This window comes from Butyrivibrio sp. TB (assembly GCF_900110805.1).
Taxonomy (GTDB): domain Bacteria; phylum Bacillota; class Clostridia; order Lachnospirales; family Lachnospiraceae; genus Butyrivibrio; species Butyrivibrio fibrisolvens_C.
Genome location: NZ_FOER01000013.1, coordinates 100,392 through 121,875, shown reverse-complemented (window position 1 = coordinate 121,875; position 21,484 = coordinate 100,392). Strand labels below are relative to the sequence as shown.

Annotated in this window: 16 protein-coding genes and 1 riboswitch; of the genes, 15 read left to right on the top strand and 1 reads right to left on the bottom strand. The window is 40.1% G+C overall.

Translation table 11 applies throughout. From position 1 onward, the window contains the following. The first annotated feature begins 57 nt into the window (after positions 1-57). The 5 genes from tsaB (at position 58) to ispD (ending at position 5,367) form a co-directional block, all read left to right on the top strand. Entirely contained in the window at positions 58-1,338 is a 1,281-nt protein-coding gene (gene tsaB, locus BMX21_RS10400) for a tRNA (adenosine(37)-N6)-threonylcarbamoyltransferase complex dimerization subunit type 1 TsaB (RefSeq protein WP_092044019.1), read from the top strand. Between the two features lie 34 nt (positions 1,339-1,372). After that, a complete protein-coding gene (locus BMX21_RS10395; protein ID WP_027203192.1) occupies positions 1,373-2,296 on the top strand; it encodes a ribonuclease Z in 924 nt (307 codons plus the stop codon). A gap of 67 nt (positions 2,297-2,363) precedes the next feature. Further along, positions 2,364-3,428 (top strand): DUF6715 family protein, encoded by a 1,065-nt coding sequence (locus tag BMX21_RS10390; RefSeq protein WP_027215184.1) that lies wholly within the window; start codon positions 2,364-2,366, stop codon positions 3,426-3,428. A 38-nt stretch (positions 3,429-3,466) separates the two neighbouring features. Continuing rightward, positions 3,467-4,633 (top strand): tRNA (adenosine(37)-N6)-threonylcarbamoyltransferase complex transferase subunit TsaD, encoded by a 1,167-nt coding sequence (gene tsaD, locus BMX21_RS10385; protein WP_080651689.1) that lies wholly within the window; start codon positions 3,467-3,469, stop codon positions 4,631-4,633. A 20-nt stretch (positions 4,634-4,653) separates the two neighbouring features. Beyond that, a complete protein-coding gene (ispD, locus tag BMX21_RS10380) occupies positions 4,654-5,367 on the top strand; it encodes a 2-C-methyl-D-erythritol 4-phosphate cytidylyltransferase (RefSeq protein ID WP_092044016.1) in 714 nt (237 codons plus the stop codon). Between the two features lie 305 nt (positions 5,368-5,672). Here ispD and BMX21_RS10375 read toward each other — a convergent pair whose 3' ends face one another. Beyond that, positions 5,673-7,268 carry a glycosyltransferase family A protein gene (locus BMX21_RS10375; RefSeq protein ID WP_092044013.1) on the bottom strand — a complete coding sequence of 532 codons (1,596 nt, stop codon included), beginning with the start codon at positions 7,266-7,268 and terminating at the stop codon, positions 5,673-5,675. Positions 7,269-7,735: 467 nt separating this feature from the next. On the opposite strand from BMX21_RS10375, the gene BMX21_RS10370 reads away from it, so the two are divergent. From BMX21_RS10370 to cbiD, 10 genes are all read left to right on the top strand, one after another. Further along, positions 7,736-8,911 carry a hypothetical protein gene (locus BMX21_RS10370; RefSeq protein WP_092044010.1) on the top strand — a complete coding sequence of 392 codons (1,176 nt, stop codon included), beginning with the start codon at positions 7,736-7,738 and terminating at the stop codon, positions 8,909-8,911. 202 nt (positions 8,912-9,113) lie between these two features. Beyond that, on the top strand, positions 9,114-9,941 hold the full coding sequence (locus tag BMX21_RS10365; protein ID WP_092044007.1) for a transporter substrate-binding domain-containing protein: 828 nt from the start codon (positions 9,114-9,116) through the stop codon (positions 9,939-9,941). 10 nt (positions 9,942-9,951) lie between these two features. Continuing rightward, positions 9,952-10,608, top strand: coding sequence for an amino acid ABC transporter permease (locus BMX21_RS10360; RefSeq protein ID WP_022754190.1), 657 nt, complete (start codon positions 9,952-9,954; stop codon positions 10,606-10,608). Positions 10,609-10,722: 114 nt separating this feature from the next. Continuing rightward, positions 10,723-11,475, top strand: coding sequence for an amino acid ABC transporter ATP-binding protein (locus BMX21_RS10355; protein WP_027207151.1), 753 nt, complete (start codon positions 10,723-10,725; stop codon positions 11,473-11,475). Between the two features lie 533 nt (positions 11,476-12,008). Continuing rightward, positions 12,009-14,297 carry a DNA helicase RecQ gene (gene recQ / locus BMX21_RS10350; protein WP_092044037.1) on the top strand — a complete coding sequence of 763 codons (2,289 nt, stop codon included), beginning with the start codon at positions 12,009-12,011 and terminating at the stop codon, positions 14,295-14,297. Positions 14,298-14,358: 61 nt separating this feature from the next. After that, positions 14,359-14,621: riboswitch (cobalamin riboswitch) on the top strand. A 132-nt stretch (positions 14,622-14,753) separates the two neighbouring features. Beyond that, positions 14,754-16,394, top strand: coding sequence for a sirohydrochlorin cobaltochelatase (locus BMX21_RS10345; RefSeq protein WP_242830956.1), 1,641 nt, complete (start codon positions 14,754-14,756; stop codon positions 16,392-16,394). A gap of 9 nt (positions 16,395-16,403) precedes the next feature. Continuing rightward, positions 16,404-17,954, top strand: a complete 1,551-nt coding sequence (locus BMX21_RS10340) for an ABC transporter substrate-binding protein (protein WP_143057241.1) — start codon at positions 16,404-16,406, stop codon at positions 17,952-17,954. Positions 17,955-18,000: 46 nt separating this feature from the next. After that, positions 18,001-19,542: a cobyric acid synthase gene (locus BMX21_RS10335; RefSeq protein WP_092044000.1), complete on the top strand. Its 1,542-nt coding sequence runs from the start codon at positions 18,001-18,003 to the stop codon at positions 19,540-19,542. 85 nt (positions 19,543-19,627) lie between these two features. Continuing rightward, entirely contained in the window at positions 19,628-20,257 is a 630-nt protein-coding gene (locus tag BMX21_RS10330; protein ID WP_022754196.1) for a precorrin-8X methylmutase, read from the top strand. A gap of 58 nt (positions 20,258-20,315) precedes the next feature. Next, the gene (cbiD, locus tag BMX21_RS10325) at positions 20,316-21,452 is read left to right on the top strand and encodes a cobalt-precorrin-5B (C(1))-methyltransferase CbiD (protein WP_092043997.1); all 1,137 of its coding nucleotides are present in this window, start codon (positions 20,316-20,318) and stop codon (positions 21,450-21,452) included. The last annotated feature ends 32 nt before the right edge of the window (positions 21,453-21,484 follow it).

The window sequence follows — 21,484 nt, the reverse complement described above, 5'->3', positions numbered from 1 at the left end:
CAAAGTGCCAAAATGTATTTTTGATACTTGTTTTAAATCATATGAAAGGATTTTGCATTGAAGATTTTAGCAATAGATACATCGGGACTTACAGCAACGGTTGCTCTGTGTGAGGATGACCGCCTTGTCTCTGTATTCTCAATACAATATAAAACCACACATTCACAGATTCTCATGCCTATGCTTGAGAAGATCAAGGAACTGACAAGCCTTGATCTTAAGACAATAGATGCCATAGCTTTGGCAGCTGGCCCTGGTTCATTTACAGGACTTAGAATAGGAACAGCTACAGCAAAGGGACTGTGTCTTGCGCTTAATGTTCCTCTTATAGCAGTTCCTACATTAGATGCCATGGCATATAACCTGTACGGTGTCGAGCGCCTTATATGCCCTATGATGGATGCTAGAAGATCACAGGTTTATACAGGCGTTTATACTTTTGTTCCTGAGAAAAGAGAAGACACATCTTTATATACTTATTCTATGAAGACAATCCTGGATCAAAAGTGTGCTTCTATAGATGAAATCGCAGATTTTCTGAATGCTCAGGGAAAACCTGTAACAATACTTGGTGATGGAGTACCTGTATATCTTGACAGTCTTGAACAAAAGCTTAAAGTTCCTTTCAGTGTAGCATCTGTATCACAGGATAGACAGAATGCAGCATCTTTATGTCAGGCAGCAGCTCAGTATATGAGAGAAGGTAGAACAGTAGATGCAGACTCTTTTGCTCCGGAATATTTAAGAGTATCTCAGGCAGAGAGGACAAGTCTTGAAAAGAAAACCGAAGATAATACTGGAAACTCTCCGGATAGTGGCGCAGGATCTGCTAAGCCTGATTCTGATGCCAATGCTTTTGGAATGAAGATCCCCAAAGTCAAAGAAAGAGTATTCATAAGACTGTTAAAAGCTGAAGATATAGACAGGGCAGCAGCTTTAGAAAAAGAGAATCTTGGAAATGAAGCATGGACTTTGGAACAGCTTCTTACTGCAAGTACAAGAGATGATACTATATATCTTGTTGCTGAGAAGCAGGGTCAGATAATAGGTCTGTGCGGAGTTCAGAATATCCAGGGAGACGGAGAGATTACCAATGTCTCAGTGGATAAGAATATGCGCGGGGAGGGCGTAGGATACAAGATGATGCGCCAGCTCCTTGAAAGAGGACGCGGAATCGGAATAGTAAATTATACTATGGAAGTGCGTTCTTCCAATGTTGCTGCAAGAAAGCTTTATGAGAAGCTTGGTTTTAAGTCAGATGGAAAACGCCCGGGATTTTATGATAATCCCAAAGACGATGCAGAGATTTACTGGCTGAGAAATACTCAGTCAGAATGAGATTAATAAGCACAGATTTAATAAGGAAATAGTTATGATAGATTTATGCCTACTTGGAACCGGCGGAATGATGCCTCTTCCATACAGATATCTGACGTCCCTTATGGTACGTTATAACGGATACAGTATACTTGTAGACTGCGGAGAAGGAACACAGATAGCTTTAAGAAAAGCAGGATGGAGTCCCAATCCTATAAGCATGATATGTTTCACCCATTATCATGCAGATCATATTTCGGGTCTTCCCGGAATGCTCCTTACAATGGGCAATGCAGAACGTAAAGAGCCTCTTCATATGGTGGGACCCAAAGGACTTGAGAAAGTAGTTAACAGTTTGCGTGTTATAGCTCCTGAGCTTCCTTTTCCTATTGTATTTCATGAGCTGACAGGACCTGAAGAGAAGCTGACTTTAGAAGGTATGCCTGATTTTGAGATCACTGCATTCAAGGTCAATCATAATGTCATATGTTATGGATATGATTTTAAGCTGTCCCGTAAGGGCCGCTTTAATGTTGATAATGCCACTGCTCTTGAGATTCCAAGGCAGTATTGGAGCAGACTTCAAAATGGTGAAAATATAGTCCTTGAAGATGGAAGGAGTTTTACTCCTGATATGGTACTTGGTAATGCCCGTACAGGTATTCATTTTACCTATGTTACAGATTCAAGACCTACCGACAGCATAGTAAGTCATGCCAAGGATGCGGATCTGTTCATATGCGAAGGAATGTATGGTGAGCCTGATAAGATTCAAAAGGCCAGAGACAAGAAGCATATGACCTTCTATGAAGCGGCTGATATGGCAAGGAAAGCCGGAGTTAAAGAAATGTGGCTGACACACTACAGTCCTTCGCTTAATAATCCGAAAGATTATTTAAATGATACAAAGAAGATATTCAAAAATACTGTTGCTGCCAAAGATGGAAGAATGGTAACACTTGTTTTTCCTGAAGAATAATTAGTGATGCGAGCTTCGAAGTAACATGTCGCTTGCTACTTGTTTTGCTCGCAGTATGAGGTTCGATATGGCAAAAAAAGGTAATGGCTTTTGGAACAATCGTTTTGTTCAGGGACTTATAATGCTCCTGTTGGGAGCTGCAGTTGCATGGGCTATACTCACCAGATTTACATCAGTCCTTACTACTGTGCCAGAAGAGAAAGTCGGAAAGCAAAGCGAAGTTCAGACTCTGGCTACTATGAATCTGGATAATTCCTATCCGGGCACAGTGGACGGGGTTGTGACTTTATTTGCCAGGATCACTAGGGCTTTGTATAACGAGGAATACAGCGACAAAGAACTTGAGAAACTCTGCACCAAAAGATATGAACTTATGGATTCAGAGCTTCAGGAAGCGCAGGGGTCTATGGATAGTTATCTTGCTTCCATGAAGGCTGAAGTTAAGTCTAAGAAAGATCAAGGGATAACCATATCTAACTATTTTATTGATAACTTCGATGCAAGTAATGATATATATACAATAGATGGAGATCCTTATCAGTATGCCAAGGTCAATTGCCGTTTTGTTATGAGGAAAGACAGCGTAGCAGATACCTACAATTATCTTTTTACTATGAGAAAAGATAATGAATCAGGCAAGAACTGGAAGGTTCTAGGATGGGAGATAACACTGGAGGATGAATCGACAGACCCTGTAACAGCTATATGTAACAGGAATCTTGAAAGTGATTATCCAAAGGAACCCGGAGATGTTGTTGAATATTTTGCATATATAACAACAGCGCTCTATAATGAGAGCTACAGCGATTCGGAATTTAAGAAGATGAGCTATCAAAGAGCATACCTGTATGATGATGATCTTCTTGCCAATCAGACAGATGTTGAAGCGCAGCTTAAGCAGGAAGTTCTATCCAAAAAGGATGCAGGAGTTGTGGTAGCGGCATATGTTGTTGATGAAGATTATGACTTTAAATACAAATATGTCGGTAATGACTACTGTGCTTCGGGTAATTGCATGTTCTCTATGAGAGGTACTAGTGAACGACAGATCCTGACATATCAGTTTGTCCTTACTTTAGATGCTGATGGCAGGTGGAAGATATATGGCTGGGATATAGTAGAGGGAGATTGAATCATATATTCCCAAAAGTGAAAAAGGAAATAGATGTAATGATCATTGATAAGAAAACAGAAGATGACGGCGTCATAATGATGTCAATAAAAAGTGAGGAGGGTTCAAATCTCTCACAGACAGATAGTAAAGATAAAAACACAGATAGTGAAAAAGATCACGTGACTATACTTGCCATCGAAAGCAGCTGTGACGAAACTGCTGCTGCAGTAGTAAGAGACGGAAGAGAAGTTCTGTCTAACATTATCTCTTCTCAGATTGCTCTTCATACAGTATATGGCGGTGTTGTTCCGGAGATAGCATCTAGAAAGCATGTAGAGAAAATAAATTATTGCGTAAGAGAAGCTCTTAGTCAGGCTGATCTTACACTAGAAGATATAGATGCCATTGCAGTTACATATGGCCCGGGACTTGTAGGTGCACTTCTTGTAGGTGTATCAGAAGCTAAGGCCCTTAGCTTTGCAACGGGCATTCCGCTTATAGGAGTCCATCATATCGAAGGGCATATAAGTGCTAACTATATTGAAAATAAAGACTTGGAACCTCCATTTGTGTGCCTTGTGGTATCCGGAGGACATTCACATCTTGTTGTAGTCAAGGACTACGGAGTATATGACATAATAGGTCAGACAAGAGATGATGCAGCCGGAGAAGCTTTTGACAAGGTAGCAAGAGCAATAGGACTTGGATATCCGGGAGGACCTAAGATAGATAAGGCAGCAAGAGATGGTGATGAGAACGCCATATCTTTTCCTACAGCCAAGATAGCTGATGCAGAGTATGACTTTAGCTTTAGCGGTCTTAAATCCGCTGTTCTTAACTATATCAATATCAAAAGAATGCAGGGAGAAGACTTTAACAAAAATGATCTTGCAGCTTCTTTCCAGAAAGCTGTAGTAGATGTACTTACAGAGCACGCTATAAGAGCTGTCAAACAGTACGGCTATGATAAACTGGCTATTGCCGGAGGTGTTGCTTCTAATACAGGACTAAGACAGAGCCTTGAAAAAGCCTGCAAGGACAATAATATAAAGTTCTACAGACCTTCACCTGTTCTGTGTACAGATAATGCTGCCATGATAGGTGCAGCAGGATACTATGAATATATGAAAGGTGAAAGGGCTGACCTTTCACTAAATGCAGTACCTAATCTTCCCCTTGGAGACAGGGAGAGAAGATTCCATGGACGAAGCTCCCAAAAATAAGAAAAAGGCAGTATCAGATAATGGCAGAGAATATTAAAACAGCAGCGATAGTCCTTGCAGCAGGAAGCGGCTCAAGGATGCATAGTGATATCAAGAAGCAGTATATGGAGATAAACAAAAGGCCTCTTATTTACTACGCTTTAAAGGCATTTGAAGATAGCTTCACAGACGAAATAGTCCTTGTGGTATCTCCAGGAGATATAGATTATTGCAAGACTGAGATCGTAGATAAATATGGTTTTACCAAAGTAAAAAGAATCGTAGAAGGCGGCAAAGAACGCTATGATTCTGTAAGGCTTGGGCTTCATGGTGTATCAAACGATACTGACTATGTGATGATACATGACGGTGCAAGACCATTTGTTACAGAAGATATAATGCGAAGATCTGTTGACGCAGCTATAGAGCATAGAGCCTGCGTCGTAGGAATGCCGGTCAAGGATACCATCAAAATTTCTGACAGTAAGGGATTTGCAGCAGATACTCCGGACAGAAAGCTGTTATGGATGGTTCAGACACCCCAGACATTTGATTATAAACTTATCCTAAGCCTTTATGATCAGCTGGAACTTCGTAAGGAAGAGATCAAAGAAAAAGGCATAAGCATTACAGATGATGCCATGGTCGTAGAAACATTCTCCGATATAAAGGTCAAGCTTGTAGAAGGCTCATATAACAATATCAAGATCACAACTCCGGAAGATATTGGCTTTGCAGAAGCTATTCTTGGCTAATGTGTAAAACTTCCCACTCGAACAAGCCGGCATCCCCAAAAGTCTTTACAGGGGATAGGCAGTATATAAATCATTGCCACACTGTTAATCGTTTTATAATTCATGGCATGATATCTGAAGCTTCATATTCCGGGGTCTGAAACTCGCTTTGCTCGGACATGCAGACCCCATGCGGAATATAAAGCTCCAGATATCATGCTCATGAATTTTATAAAACGATTAAAAAGTGTGGCGATGATTTATATACTGCCTACCCCCTGTAAAGACTTTTGGGGATGCCGGCTTGTTCAAGTGGGAAGTTTAAATTAATGCAATAAGTCCTTCATGTACTTCTTGAATCCGTCTTTGGTTGAGCACATATCTATGACGTTATTGACTATCTGTTTACTTGTCTCCGGAAGGATATATCTGTAGATCGTTATGAAGATGGTCTCAAGGTAGTGATCATCAGGATTGTAATCAGAAGTCATATACTGTCGCATAGCTTTCTGATAATGTGGATATAGCATTGCAAAAAGGTCTGAGCGTTGTTTGGAAGTAATATTCATATCAAGCTCATTTATAATACGCATTCTATTAATTATATCGTATAGATCTAAATCTCTTTTTAGCATATCGCTTTCAGCTATAAGATTCTTAGGTATAAGTGAGCATGGAATACCGCTATCAAGCCCTTTGAGAAGAAGCGATGTTGTAGGTATCTCTGAGTATGTATACTTATAGAAACTATTCATGCGATTAAGCAGCACCGGAATCCTGAATACCTTATCGGACAGATACATAAGGCTATCCCCGATCTGCTCATCTCTTTCACTTTGCATTGTATTAAAAAATCTTATGAAATGCTTTAGTGAACCGAAAGTCTGCATTGGAAGAAGCTTTAAGTTCTGATAATTGATATTGACAGGAAAGTATAATATGCCACTGTCAGGAAAAGAGAATGCCGCTTTATATATGGACTCTACAGCATCCTTTTTGATCATGTCTTCATCAGATACTATCCACACAAGATTTGTAGTTACATTGGAAAGTGCAAGACCATAGTTGGAATCCATACCTATATTAAATGGATTCCTATACAAAGAAATACGACGTCTGAACCCAATATCATAGCGTTCGATGACATCAGCCATTGAGGTGTTCGAATTATCATCTTGTATAACAATATCAAAATCAGAACATGTCTGAATACTTAGATGATTAAGAATTCGTTCAAGGTAGAAGGCGTGGTTGCAGGTAGGTATAGCAACTGTAAGGCGCTCACTTTTTATCTTACGTCCCAGCTTTCTGAATAGGCATTCATCATGTCTTAGCTTAGTCAGTGAATCAGAACTCTTGGCAAAGCTGCTTTTTTCTCTGAAGAAAAAACAGTTCTTGCTGGTGACACAGGTGTAGCCAAAACGCTGGATAGAGAGGGCAAGATCTGCCCCCTGATATAGACCGGACTGGAGTTTGGTGCATACACCTGTTGCTGTTCCGAAGAGCTTCTTGCGAAGAGATCCTCTAACAAGAACACAGTAATCATGGAAAAAGCGAACATCTGTCAGACAGTCTCCTTCTGATATCCCAAGAAAACCTGCGTATTCAGCGCACTCTGCGAACAGCTTATTAGTGGGTTCACATTCAAGAGACCTCATTACGTAGCTTGTCTGAGGCTGAACTGCTCCTATGAAATACGATGAATATAAAATGTTTTGAAGTCTTAGAAGATTTGAAGGCTCAAGAATAATATCCGGATCAATGATAAGAAGATCATTGTCAGGATGGGTATCATCTTCAAGATTATCAATAACATCAGTAATCTGCGGGATATCGCAGACGAGTTTCAGAGATTTTTGGTATGCCGGAATGTCAAATTTTTTGCCGCTTGGCCACTTGAGAAGAATTGAGATGCCATTCATAAATGCTCCCCCACACAGATGTAATCAGTTCAAACTTCTCTGGCTGACATTGTGTTGTACTTAGAGGATTTATATTCTGTCAGCCCAAAGCTGCCTACCTCTGTAAATCCCTTTAGGATATTGCGGTGTCAGTAAGAGAAATCTGCACTATTAATAATTATGTCAACAGGTATATCTATTACATGAAAAAAATGCGAAAGGTGTATAAACAACTGAATCCCCTAAAGAAATAATTAACACAAAAGCATCAATCTGATTATTATTTTAACACATATTTGCAGACGGTGGCATCTGCTATAGATAATAAATATCGGAAAGAAGTGAGGCATGGGAGCCGAACGGCGATATTTATGTGCATGACAGGATGTCATTATAATAAATATCGGAGAAAAGTGAGGCATGGAAGCCGAACGCCGATATTTATGTTATACTTTAGCTCTAAGTATAATTTTTTGAAGAGGTGTTGTATGACGAGATTATTAAATAAAAAAATTATTACAAAAAGCATAGGAGTTGTATTAGCAGTAGGTATTACCGGATGCAGCTCTCCTGATATTGGATCAAAGTCAGAAAGCGTCAATGATTCAAGCACACAGGAAATTTCCGTAGTAGATACGGCAAATGAGGAAATCTCAGAAGATAGTAACAGCGCTGCAACTGCAAGCACAGACGAATCTGAACAGACCAAGGGATCAGAGGAGCTGTATGAAGAATTTATAAATGGAGATATCAGTGCTACATGCATTTATGAAGGTACTGAAAGTCAGATATGGTTCAAAGACCTTCCTCAGGATCCCGAAGAGTGGGATAGCTACAGCGTTAGCGATGAGAAAGTTGATCTTGATAATGACGGCGAAGATGAACTTATATTAAATGGACCATATGGTGGAATGTATCTTGATGCCAGGGACGGACAAGTCTATGTACTGGCTCAGGGTGAGGGAACTGCCGGAGAACTCAGCTATATAGAGTATGAAGATAGTATATATATCATTCATAGGGATACATCTCATGGGGGACGCAAGATATACAGATTTGATCTTTATGACGGAAGCGGCGAAGCAGTCGAGTCATTTGACTTGTCAGCTGAGTACTGGGATGCAGAATATGACATGTATGACAGCGATAGTGATTTTACCTTTAAAGGCGAATCAATAACTATGGAAGAATATGAGAAGCTCATGAAGGATATATTCGATATACCAACAAAGATCGAATATGGAGCCCAACTTGCTTCTTTGGAATTCCAGTATGATGATGACAGTGAGAAAATAATTAATGATGGCAGTGATACTTTCTATGATGCAATGGAAGCTTTTTATGCAGAAGAGTATACATATAAGCAGTCAACTGACGGACTTGACGGAACATTAAGTATCATTCAGGAGCCTGATAACAGTAGAGAATACAGCATAGATGACAATAACAGCAATGGGTACAGATTCATGGCTCTTGGAAGTAATGTTGAGTACATTAAGGGTGACAGATTGTATCTGAAGTATCCTGAGACTGTATATGAAGACGGAACAGCTGTATATACATACTATATAATAGCGCATCATGGCGGCTATATATTCTTGTTCGAGACCGATGAAAACTATGAGAATCCGGAATATATCTATACAGCATGGTACAAGTACTGATTGTGATGGTGTATTAAGGAAAAGTGCGAAGTTAGAATAAATAATTAGTTGAAATTTACAGGCGGGAAGAGATTCCCGTCTTTTTGTATGTAGGCGTAGGTAATAGAAAGCTCTTTACACATTTGATTTAGTATGGTACAGTGGTAAATAACTAATTAATGAAAGTGTACGATCAAAGAAATCAATCGGAGGATATAAATTTATGAAAAAGAAAATCTTAGCACTTATCACAGCAATGACAATGGCCACTTGCATGAGCGCTTGTGCGGGTTCTAATAGTTCAGGTAATGATAATACCGGTAATGTCAGCTCAGAAGATATTGTGAGTGATGTAGAGTATATCAAAGACAAGGGTACACTCATTGTCGGAATAACTGATTTTGCACCTATGGATTATAAGGATGACAACGGTAACTGGATTGGCTTTGATGCTGATATGGCAACTAAGGTTGCACAGTCTCTTGGAGTAGAGGTTCAGTTCGTTGAGATAGACTGGGATAACAAGATATTAGAGCTTGAGAATAAGTCCATAGATGTTGTATGGAATGGAATGACTCTTACAAACGAAGTTACAAATGCTATGGAGTGTACCAATGCTTATCTTAATAATGCTCAGGTAGTTGTTGTATCTAAAGACAAAGCTGATCAGTGCAAGACACTGGATGATGTATCAGGCTTTAGCTTTGCCGTAGAGTCAGGATCAGCCGGAGAGCAGGCTGCTATTGATAATGGTTTTGAATATACTTCCCTTACATCACAGGCTGATGCTGTTATGGAAGTTGCAGCCGGCACATCCGATGCCTGCATCATAGACCTTCTTATGGCAGGAGCTATGGTAGGAGAAGGAACAAGCTATGAGAATCTGACATACACAGTAGAACTTACAACAGAAGAATATGGTATCGGATGCCGTAAAGGCTCTGACCTTGCTTCATATATTAATGAACAGCTCAAGACTTATTATGCTGATGGCTCTATGGAGACAGTTGCCAAGCAGTACGGCGTTCAGGAAGCGATCATAGCACAATAAGGAGTAAGGGATGTTTTTAACAGTAACATTATCCCTTCTTGAGGGATTTCTTGGGACAATTAAATTATTTGCCTTAACGCTTCTTTTTTCATTGCCACTTGGCCTGTTTATATGCTTTGGTTCTATGAGCAAAGTTTCAGTTGTAAGGCTCCCGATCCGCTTCCTTATCTGGGTGATAAGAGGGACACCTCTTATGCTGCAGCTCCTTATCATCTACTATGGGCCTGGTATATTTATGGGTATCAACATCTGGGGAAGTAGTACAGACGGAAGATTTATAGCAGCTCTTGTAGCTTTTGTTATCAACTATGCATGCTATTTTTCAGAGATCTACAGAGGTGGGATCCAGTCTATACCTTATGGTCAGTACGAAGCCGGAATGGTTTTGGGACTTACTAAAAGGCAGATATTTAATAAGATCATCCTTCTTCAGCTTATTAAGCGTATAGTTCCGCCTATCTCCAATGAGATAATAACTCTTGTCAAGGATACTTCGCTTGCCAGAGTCATAGCAGTGTACGAGATCATCTGGAATGGTCAGGCCTTTATCAAAAGTAGTGGAATAATCTGGCCGCTATTTTATACAGGAGCGTTCTACCTTGCATTTAGCGGACTCCTTACATGGCTGTTTGGATATATTGAGAAAAAACTGGGATATTTCAAATAAACAGTCGTTAGTTTCAAAAGGGACTTTTGGAACTGGTGTGCTGACTCGTACATATTTGATCAAATATGAATGAGTCAGTATACCAGCCTAATATCATCATTATAGGAAAAATATATGCCAATTTTAGAAGTTAAAGATTTAAAAAAGAAATTTGAAAACACACAGGTCTTAAAGGGAATAGATTTTGAACTTGAAAAAGGCCAGACTATATCTATAATAGGATCTTCAGGAAGTGGCAAGACAACACTTCTTAGATGCCTCAACTTCCTTGAGACAGCTGATGAAGGTACGATATCAGTAAATGGTAAGATTATATTCGACGGAAGAAATCCTGTTACAGATCCCAAAGAGCTTAGGAAGATGAGACTTCACTTCGGACTTGTTTTCCAGCAGTTCAATCTTTTCCCGCAGTATACAGCACTGGAAAATGTAACATTGGCGCCGCTACTTGGCGCTGATACAGCAGACAAAGATGCCATCATAGAACATGGTAAAGAGCTTCTTGACCAGATGGGACTCTCAGATAGGATGAGCAATTATCCACATCAGCTATCTGGCGGGCAGCAGCAAAGAGTTGCCATAGCAAGAGCTCTTGCTCTAAAGCCTGACATACTGTGCTTTGATGAGCCTACATCAGCACTTGACCCTGAACTTACAGGCGAAGTCCTTAAAGTTATAAGAGGCCTTGCAGACAAGAAGACGACCATGATAATCGTAACCCACGAGATGGCATTTGCCAGAGATGTGGCAGATACAGCTATCTTCATGGACGATGGCATCATATTAGAACAAGGCCCTGCAAGAGACCTCATCGATAACCCTAAGAAAGAACGAACTAAGCAGTTTCTTTCAAGCCTCTCAAAATGACACCCCAGGGACAGAGACAATGTCATTTAGATAAGAGTTCACTATCTCCACCTAACATTTAAAATTAAATATTTTCCCGAAATCAGAGGTGAAATACCCTCTGATTTTTTTTACATTTTTCTGCGAAAAATGCTTGACAAGTCAGCCCAAAAATGTTGCCGCGCCTTGATTATAAGACATTTTTATGGAGGTGCTGACATGTCATTTACAGTTGCTGAAATACGCAAAAATCTTGTCTTTGTCCCTGGGGGCATTTTGAGATATTTACTCGCACATACAATAGAACTTGTTGTATTATAATTGGAGTGTAATTGAAGGAGAATTATTTGGTATGAAAAAAGTAATAGCTGAAATACTACTTGGATCATTGCTGTTATCAGGATGTTGTATATGATGTTGATGGTAATGAACTGGTATTCACAATTCTCCCTGATATGACTATCTTTAATATCATGATTGATTACAAGAACTAAAGGATGAGGACAATATCACATGTTTCTCAGGAACCAAAAAAGGATTTTAAGATAAAAACTATGGATGCAAAAGAAGTATTAAAAACATATTTTGGATATGACTCATTTAAAAAGGGTCAGGATGAGATAATAGAAGCTATATTGTCAGGCCGGGATGTACTGGCAATCATGCCTACAGGTGCCGGTAAGTCTATCTGTTATCAGGTTCCTGCACTTATCATGCCGGGGATAACGATTGTAATCTCACCCCTCATATCCCTAATGCAGGATCAGGTCAAGTCACTTAATGATGCAGGAATCCATGCGGGATTCATCAACTCGTCACTTACAGACAGGCAGATTCAACTTGTATATTCAAGAGCAAGTGAAGGCGCTTATAAAATACTGTACGTAGCACCGGAACGACTTGAGAGCAGTGATTTTATCGAGTTCGCCAGTAAGACAAAGATATCAATGGTCACTGTGGATGAAGCTCACTGTATATCCCAGTGGGGGCAGGATTTTAGACCCAGCTATCTTGGGATAGTGAATTTCATAGATCGCCTTCCCAAAAGACCTGTTGTAAGTGCGTTCACGGCTACTGCTACAATGGAAGTCAAGGAAGACATCTCCTGCATATTAAAGCTTCAGGATCCTAAGATAGTTATCACAGGCTTTGACAGAGAGAATCTATACTTTGATGTTGAGATTACTAAGCAAAAAGATGATTATGTCCTTGACTATATCAAAAAACATCCTGATGAAAGCGGCATAATATACTGCGCGACCAGAAATAGCGTAGATACTTTGTATGAACTACTGTCAAAAGAAGGAGTGCCGGTGGCAAGATATCATGCAGGGATGACTAATCAAAGCAGAAAAGAAAGCCAGGATGATTTTATCTATGACAGATGCCCCGTGATCATAGCAACCAACGCATTCGGAATGGGTATCGACAAATCCAACGTAAGATTCGTCATTCATTACAATATGCCCCAGAGCATGGAGAACTACTATCAGGAGGCTGGTCGTGCCGGCAGAGACGGCGAGTCTTCAAGGTGTATACTTCTTTTTTCTCCAAAAGATATAATCATTAACAAATTCCTGTTAGAACATAAAGACTTTACAGATATACCGAGTGAAGACGTTATTCTTATCAAGGAAAGAGATATGAGAAGGCTCAATGTCATGGAGGGGTATTGTAAGACGACAGGATGCCTTAGGAATTATATACTTGAATATTTTGGAGAAAAAAATACAGAGCCCTGTGATAATTGTGGTAACTGCCATAAACATTTTATTGAAGAAGACAGAACAGAAGATGCCAAAAAAGTAATAAACTGCGTATTCGAGACAAGAGGAAGGTACGGCCTTAATATCATATTAGGGACACTTCTTGGTGCTAACAGAGCAAGACTCAAAGAACTTGGCATCGTGAATTACAGAACTTATGGCACACTTAAAGACAGGTCAGAAGCTGATCTTAGGATTCTTATAAATCAGCTTATCCTGGACGGGTATCTGTGCCAGACTGCTGACAAATACAGTGTGATCCAGTTGGGTGACATAACCCCGTTAAAAGATCCGGCTACCCGTGTCATAGTCAGGACCACGCAGGCTAAGGAACCTGATAGTAATAAAATAAGACAGATCAAGAAGAAAACAGATAGTCTTACCAAAGCTGGTTACGATCTTTTTGATATACTTAAAGCACTTAGAACTCAGATTGCCAGAGAAGAAGGCATGCCGCCATATATCGTCTTTAGTGATAAGACTCTCATCGATATGAGCGCCAAGACTCCTCTTGACAGGGCATCAATGCTAAATGTATCAGGTGTAGGCGAGATGAAATATGACAAGTATGGTCAGAGATTCATAAACGCTATAAGTTCATATTTAGATGAACATGAGGGAGTAGTAACCGCTATAACAGATAGCCAGGACGAAGCTGCAGATAATACTAAGGATGCAGCACCAGCACCTGCTAAAACTAAGGCCAAAGGTTCAAAAGGTTCAACAGCTCCAAAGGGGCATAAAGTCCCCTTTTATCTAAATCCTGAAGATGAAGATAAATATGAGTCCAAAGACCTGTGCCTTGTATCTGAGATCAAAGATGAGCTTAACAGGATATCAACAGCAGACAATGCCAAGAATATATTCGGTACAGATATAACGAAATTCCTTACAGAAATGGGTTATATCGCAGAGAAAAATATAGGCGGAAGATTTATGATGGCTCAGACTGATGAAGGCCTTTCTAAAGGTATAGTTACTACTGAGAAAGTCAGTCAAAAAGGCAATACCTATCCGGTTCTGCTATACCCAAAGCAGGTTCAGATGGAGATAGTAAGGCATTATGTGAAGTTTTAGTAAAATAACTGATGATAAGAATCTTTGCCCTTATCTATTACTTATGTTATTATATCCATGAAAATTTAATGAGACGGAAGGTGTTTACGGGTAGCTATACTTGCTACTGCGTAAGTGAAAAGGGAAGCGGGTGCAAATCCCGCACGATCTCGTCACCGTGTTTTGTCTGGAATATATGCGTTCTTGCAAGTTGATCTTATATTGATGAACCTGCGTATAGGACTGCATAGCATCCAAGTCTCTTTCAATATGCCACTGGATAACCGGGAAGGCGAAAGAGACCATGCAATCAGCCGGGAGACCTGCCTGTCGTCGTACAAGGGTAACCAAGTCACGAGGAATTGACTGTACGAAGCTTTATGGTAAATGCTATTTTGACATTTGCTTTAATCTTGTGTGCAAAAAAGTCTTCGCTTCTTGGTGAAGGCTTTATTTTTTTATCTAGGAGGAAATATTATGAAGAAAAAATTTCTGGCAGTACTTCTGACTGCAGCGATGTCATTTACAGCTGTTGCCTGCGGACAGAATAGTTCAGGACAAGATGAAACTGCTTCTAATGAAGCATCTGTAGAAAACACTGCACAGGCAGATGAAAATGCTGATGCTACTCAGGCAGAAACAGCTGCGGCAGATGCTGATGAAAAAGAAGGCGTTTTGGAAGACGGAACATATCAGGCTACATTTACTACAGACAGCACCATGTTCCATGTTAATGAAGCATATGATAATAAAGGAATCCTTACCGTAGAAGACGGCGAGATGACTATCCATATCACACTTCCATCCAAGAATATAGTAAATCTATTCCCTGGAAGCGCTGAGGATGCTCAGAAAGAGGGTGCAGAGCTTCTCGAGCCTACAATAGATACTGTAACATATGCAGATGGAACTACAGAAGAAGTTAACGGTTTTGATGTTCCTGTACCATACCTTGATGAGAGCTTTGCACTTGCACTTATAGGAACTAAGGAAGTATGGTATGACCATCAGGTAACAGTATCTGATCCGGTACCTTACGAAGGAGATGAAGATCAAATGGCAGCAGATAAGGTGGCTGATCTTATAGATTCTATCTATGTTCAGGAATATACAGATGATACATATGAAAACTGCGAGAAAGCCAAAGAAGCCTGGGACGCTCTTACAGATACTCAGAAAGAGCTTGTAGAAGGCGAGTATGCTGATCCTGATTACTTCGGAAGAGATACAGGAGATGCTTCCAAGGACGATCCGCTCAACGGCGATGATATAGGAGATAACGAGATCCTTGTAGTTAGCTTTGGTACATCCTTCAATGATAGCAGAGTCAAGGATATAGGCGGAATTGAGAAGGCTCTTCAGGAGGCATATCCTGACTACTCAGTAAGAAGAGCATTTACAGCTCAGATCATCATCAACCATATCTATGCAAGAGATGGTGAGAAGATCGACAATGTAGACCAGGCACTCCAAAGAGCAGTAGATAATAATGTTAAGAATCTGATAGTTCAGCCTACACACCTGATGCACGGCGCTGAGTATGACGAGCTTGTTGAAACTCTCGCCCAGTATGAAGATAAATTCGAATCAGTAGCTGTAGCACAGCCCCTTCTTGGAGAAGTTGGTGATGATGCAACAGTTATCAATGAAGACAAGGAAGCTGTAGCCAAGGCTATAACAGCTGAAGCTGTAAAAGAGGCAGGATATGCAGACCTTGACGAAGCTAAGGAAGATGGAGTTGCTTTCGTATTCATGGGACACGGAACATCACATACAGCTAAGGTTACATACAGCCAGATGCAGACTCAGATGGATGAACTTGGCTATGACAACGTATTCATCGGAACTGTAGAAGGTGAGCCTGAAGAAACAGAGCTTTCAAACATAATCGAAGCTGTTAAAGCTGCAGGTTATACTAAAGTAGTTCTTCGCCCTCTTATGGTCGTAGCAGGTGATCATGCTAACAATGACATGGCAGGCGATGAAGAGGATTCATGGAAGAGCGGCTTTGAAGCAGATGGAAGCTTTGAAGAAGTAAGCTGCCAGATCCTTGGACTTGGCGGCATCAAGGAAGTTGAAGATATCTATGTTGAGCACACAGGTGCAGTTATAAAATAATAAAACTTTATGGGAAAAAAACTAAAGCATTTATTTGAAATAACAAAATGGTTGTTTCTGATCATCTTTTCCCTATGTCTGGTTGGATGCGGTGGGATTTCCGATGGGGAATACACCGCATCTGTTGTAATGACAGGCGGAAGCGGGAAAGCGTATATAGAAAGCCCTTGCAAGGTTACTGTCACAGATGGACAAGCGACGGCACACCTTGTATGGAGTAGCCCAAACTATGACTATATGATAGTGGATGGCGATACATATTATCCTGTTAATAAGGAGGGTAACTCTGAATTCGATATACCTGTGTCTTTGGGCAAAGAGATGAAGGTTCAGGCAGATACTACTGCCATGAGTACCCCTCATCTTATTGAATATACCCTTCTCATAACCCTTGATGACAGCGTTTCTGATGAAACTATGGATTCATATAGTGAGAGCGCAGATGGTACAGATAGTGATAGTCAGATCATAAAGACTTCCATGGATCCTCCTAATATAGAAGGACTGACCTATATAGAAACAGATAAGAATGCTTATGCCACCTGCTTTAAGATCCATAGATATGAAGACGGGTATCTTGTCATAAGTATAGATGATGGAAGGCATTACCTTCTTATACCTGAGGGGAAAGATATTCCTGATGATATATCTGCAGACATTAGCATGGGATCTTCAGATTCACAGGAACGGATAATCCCTCTATATATGCCACTTGACAGTATATATCTTGCAGCATCGGGAGCTATGTGTCATTTTGACTCCATAGGAGCAGTCAGTGCTATAACAATGTCAGGAATAGAAGCAGATGACTGGTATATAGACAGCGCAAGAGAAGCGATGAACAGTGGAAGCATAGTATACGGTGGTAAGTACAGCGCTCCTGACTATGAACAGATTGTGATGTCGGATATAGATCTTGCAATTGAGAATACCATGATACTACATGTTCCCAAAGTTCAGGAGAAACTCGAACAGCTTATGATACCTGTATTTATAGACAGATCAAGCTATGAAGAAGATCCTCTTGGAAGATGTGAATGGATCAAGGTATATGGAACCATGACCGGACTTGAAGATGAAGCAAGTTTGTTTTTTGATAAGCAGGTTCAGAGCGTAGAAAGCCTTGATCTTGATAATATTAATGGCAAAAAAGTTGCTATCTTCTCTATAAACTCTAATCATCAGATAGTTACAAGAAGCAGCGAAGACTATTTTGCCAAAATGGTTGAAATGGCAGGTGGAACATATCTTGGTCCTGAATCTGAGATGAATAGTACATCACAGATGACCATAAGCATAGAGGCTTTCTATGAATACGCACTTGATGCAGATATTCTTATATATAATCAGGCGATCGAAGATGCGCCGTCTTCACTTGAAGAGCTTATAAAGACAGATGCCACATTTGCGGACTTTAAAGCAGTGAGTACAGGTGATGTCTGGTGTACATATAAGTCAATATATCAAAGCTCTGACAAGACAGGAACGATTATTGAAGATTTATACGCAATTATCATGGACCAAAAAGAAGAAACAGATTTTTTCTATATGCTGAAATGATATCGTAGCAACAAAACTTGAACTATAAAAATACAGGAGTGACACGTTGGCCAAGAATTTGATGATCCAGGGCACTATGTCCGGAGTAGGCAAGAGCATATTGACAGCAGGAATACTTAGAGTTTTGAAACAGGATGGATATAAGGTTGCCCCCTTTAAGTCGCAGAATATGGCTCTTAATTCGTATGTGACAAAAGAAGGAAGGGAGATAGGGCGGGCGCAGGCTCTTCAGGCACAGGCTTGTGGACTTGACCCATCATCAGATATGAATCCTATCCTTATAAAACCCATGGGAGATACTACGTCTCAGATAATCGTGAACGGACTTCCCCTTGGCAATATGAAAGCAAGAGACTATTTTAAAAATAAAAAAAGTCTTATTCCTGATATACAGGCTGCATATGACAGGTTGTCTAAGGATGCCGATATCATAGTGATAGAAGGAGCAGGGAGCCCTGTAGAGATCAATCTAAGAGACAATGATATAGTCAATATGGGACTTGCTCAGATACTTGATGCACCCGTACTTCTTGCAGGAGACATAGATCCCGGCGGAGTATTTGCCCAGCTCCTTGGAACAGTCAGCCTTATGTCACCGGAAGAAAGAAATAGAGTCAAGGGACTTATCATTAATAAGTTCAGGGGAGATGTAACTTTATTAGAACCCGGGCTTTCAATGTTCAAGAAATATTGCGACATCCCTTTTGCAGGAATTGTTCCTTATACGAAGCTGTCGCTTGATGAAGAAGACTCAGTCTCCCAAAGACTTACTGTAAATAATAAGTTCAAAAATAAAAACTTAGTGATAAATACATATAGCCGCGTTATAAACAAAAGTATTACTGACAGAGATGATAATACAAGGAATCTTATCATAGCAGTAATAAGACTTCCCTATATCAGTAATTACACGGATTTTACCATATTTGAAAATATTGACGGAGTAGATCTTTATTATATAGATGATCCGGATAGCCTTGATAAAGCAGATCTTGTCATAATACCAGGGACCAAGAATACTATAGAAGACCTTGAATGGCTTAGAAAAAAAGGCTTGTCTGATAAAATACAGGAGCTTTCCTGTAAGGAAGTTCCTATCATCGGTATCTGCGGCGGATTTCAGATGCTTGGAAAGAGCATAGCAGATACAAGCGGCGTAGAAGGCGGCGGAGTAGTCAAGGGACTTGGACTTCTTCCTATAGAAACAGAATTTACAAGTTACAAGAACCTAAGACAGGTAAGTGCTATAACGCCTAAGTTAAGCGGATTCTATGAGCCTGTCTCAGATACTCCCATATCAGGATATGAGATTCATATGGGAAGCAGCATTTTGGATGATAGTACTGATCACGAAGACTGCGTTATAACCCGCAAAAATGTACTTGGAACCTACATCCACGGAATCTTTGATACGCCTTCATTTACACAAAAGCTAATAAAGCTATTATATGAAAAAAATGGAATAGATAGAGATATCCCTGTCGTAGAAGAACTATCTGTAACGCAGGACAGAGAACTTGACAGACTGGCAGATGTATTAAGGCAGAGTCTTGATCTTGAAATGATATACAGGATTATAGGCTTATAGGATATCCACTATCTTTAGATGAAAAGAAACTTATCGATTCTACGAAATTGATTTTGAAATGGATCATGAATTTTAGAGGACCATTATGGAATTAAAGCATATACTTCCTTCTGATATAGAGAAGGAGAGTTTTAGAATTATAAAACAAGAGCTTGATATCATGGGTAAGAGTATATCAGGCGATCTTGAACCTACGGTTATCAGGGCTATACATACAACAGCAGATTTTGACTATGCTGATACGCTTGTCTTTTCTGATAATGTTATAGACAAGGCCAAAGCTGCAATACGAAATGGAGCTCATATAGTAACAGATACCAACATGACTCTTGCAGGTATCAATAAAAAGACACTGTCAAGATATGGCGGAGAAGTTCACTGCTTTATGGCTGATGAAGATGTAAGTATGATGGCCAGGCAGATGCAGGTCACAAGAGCTGTTGTCAGCATGGACAAGGCGCTTAAGATAGATGCTCCGCTTATCTTTGCAATTGGAAATGCACCAACTGCTCTTATAAGACTAAGAGAACTGATCGATGAAAAGAAGCTTCGTCCGGAGCTTATAATAGGCGTACCTGTTGGATTTGTAAATGTGGTAGAGGCCAAGGAACTGATTCTTGAAACAGATATCCCTTACATTATAAATAGAGGCAGAAAAGGCGGAAGCACAGTTGCTGCAGCTATATGTAACTCAATCTTGTACAACATGACGTAAGAGCCCCAAAACCTTTACAGGGCAGGCAGTATATAAAGGCTTTTTGGAAAAAACTACTATGAACGATCATTATATAGAAAAATCCGGCAAAAAGTTAAGATACGGTTTTACTACAGGAAGCTGCGCAGCAGCTGCCTCCAAGGCTGCTCTTATCATGCTTATCACAGGCAGTGATATTCATACTGCCTGTATCTCTACGCCGGGAGGCATTAACTTTAATGCAGAGATAATAGATATACATAGAGAAGAAGACTATGTAAGCTGCGCTGTAGTCAAAGACGGCGGAGATGACCCTGACGTGACTACAGGATCAAAGGTATGCGTAAGGCTTAAGCTTACTGATACTAAAGGTATATTTATAGACGGCGGAGAGGGTGTTGGAAGAGTTACAAAGCCAGGTCTTGATCAGCCTATAGGTAATGCTGCCATTAACTCTGTTCCAAGGAAGATGATAAAAGAAAATCTTGAAAATATACTTATAGAATATGGCATTGAGGATAAAGGAGTATCCGTTATCATAAGCGTTCCAAATGGAGAAGTGCTTGCCGAAAAGACTTTCAATCCAAAGCTTGGAATAGTGGGAGGTATATCCATCCTAGGAACTACCGGAATAGTCGAACCTATGAGCGATAGGGCTGTAATTGATACGATCCGTGTTGAGACCAAGGTAAGAAAAGCTCAAGGAAGTGACATACTAATGGTAGCTCCCGGCAATTATGGACTGTCATTTCTAAGTGAAGTTTACAAGATAGATGCTACAGATGTAGTCCTTTGCTCTAATTTTGTCTATGACGCTGTTAATATCGCTGCAGATGAGGGCTTTTCCAGACTTCTTTTTGCAGGTCATATAGGTAAGCTTGTCAAGGTTGCAGGAGGCATCAAAAATACTCACTCCATGTATGGAGATCACAGGATGGAGATTCTATCTGATATTTGCAAGAAGCTCCTTGATGCACAAACATATGAGTCTATAAAAGCTGATCTTATGGAATGCGTCATGACAGGTGAAGCTGTGAGGATCATAAATACAACAGGTAAAGGCGATATTATTTTTGACAATATGGCACAGTCTATCAAAGATCATATGCAAAAATGGTCAGGTGATACTCTGGAAGTTGAAGTAATAGTCTTTGCCTGTGAAAATGAAGAACTTGTTGCAACAAGCCATGCACATGAATGGATAAAGGAATGTTAAGTTTGAAAGTGTTCCACTTTCAAACCCAAATT

What these genes read in the sequence shown, in the direction of transcription:
- BMX21_RS10370 (WP_092044010.1), top strand. Translation starts at nt 7,736, where the DNA reads ATGACGAGATTATTAAATAAAAAAATTATTACAAAAAGCATAGGAGTT.
- BMX21_RS10390 (WP_027215184.1), top strand. Translation starts at nt 2,364, where the DNA reads ATGGCAAAAAAAGGTAATGGCTTTTGGAACAATCGTTTTGTTCAGGGA.
- recQ (WP_092044037.1), top strand. Translation starts at nt 12,009, where the DNA reads ATGGATGCAAAAGAAGTATTAAAAACATATTTTGGATATGACTCATTT.
- BMX21_RS10365 (WP_092044007.1), top strand. Translation starts at nt 9,114, where the DNA reads ATGAAAAAGAAAATCTTAGCACTTATCACAGCAATGACAATGGCCACT.
- BMX21_RS10375 (WP_092044013.1), bottom strand. Translation starts at nt 7,268, where the DNA reads ATGAATGGCATCTCAATTCTTCTCAAGTGGCCAAGCGGCAAAAAATTT.
- BMX21_RS10330 (WP_022754196.1), top strand. Translation starts at nt 19,628, where the DNA reads ATGGAATTAAAGCATATACTTCCTTCTGATATAGAGAAGGAGAGTTTT.
- ispD (WP_092044016.1), top strand. Translation starts at nt 4,654, where the DNA reads ATGGCAGAGAATATTAAAACAGCAGCGATAGTCCTTGCAGCAGGAAGC.
- BMX21_RS10340 (WP_143057241.1), top strand. Translation starts at nt 16,404, where the DNA reads ATGGGAAAAAAACTAAAGCATTTATTTGAAATAACAAAATGGTTGTTT.
- cbiD (WP_092043997.1), top strand. Translation starts at nt 20,316, where the DNA reads ATGAACGATCATTATATAGAAAAATCCGGCAAAAAGTTAAGATACGGT.
- BMX21_RS10345 (WP_242830956.1), top strand. Translation starts at nt 14,754, where the DNA reads ATGAAGAAAAAATTTCTGGCAGTACTTCTGACTGCAGCGATGTCATTT.
- BMX21_RS10395 (WP_027203192.1), top strand. Translation starts at nt 1,373, where the DNA reads ATGATAGATTTATGCCTACTTGGAACCGGCGGAATGATGCCTCTTCCA.
- BMX21_RS10355 (WP_027207151.1), top strand. Translation starts at nt 10,723, where the DNA reads ATGCCAATTTTAGAAGTTAAAGATTTAAAAAAGAAATTTGAAAACACA.
- BMX21_RS10360 (WP_022754190.1), top strand. Translation starts at nt 9,952, where the DNA reads ATGTTTTTAACAGTAACATTATCCCTTCTTGAGGGATTTCTTGGGACA.
- tsaD (WP_080651689.1), top strand. Translation starts at nt 3,467, where the DNA reads ATGATCATTGATAAGAAAACAGAAGATGACGGCGTCATAATGATGTCA.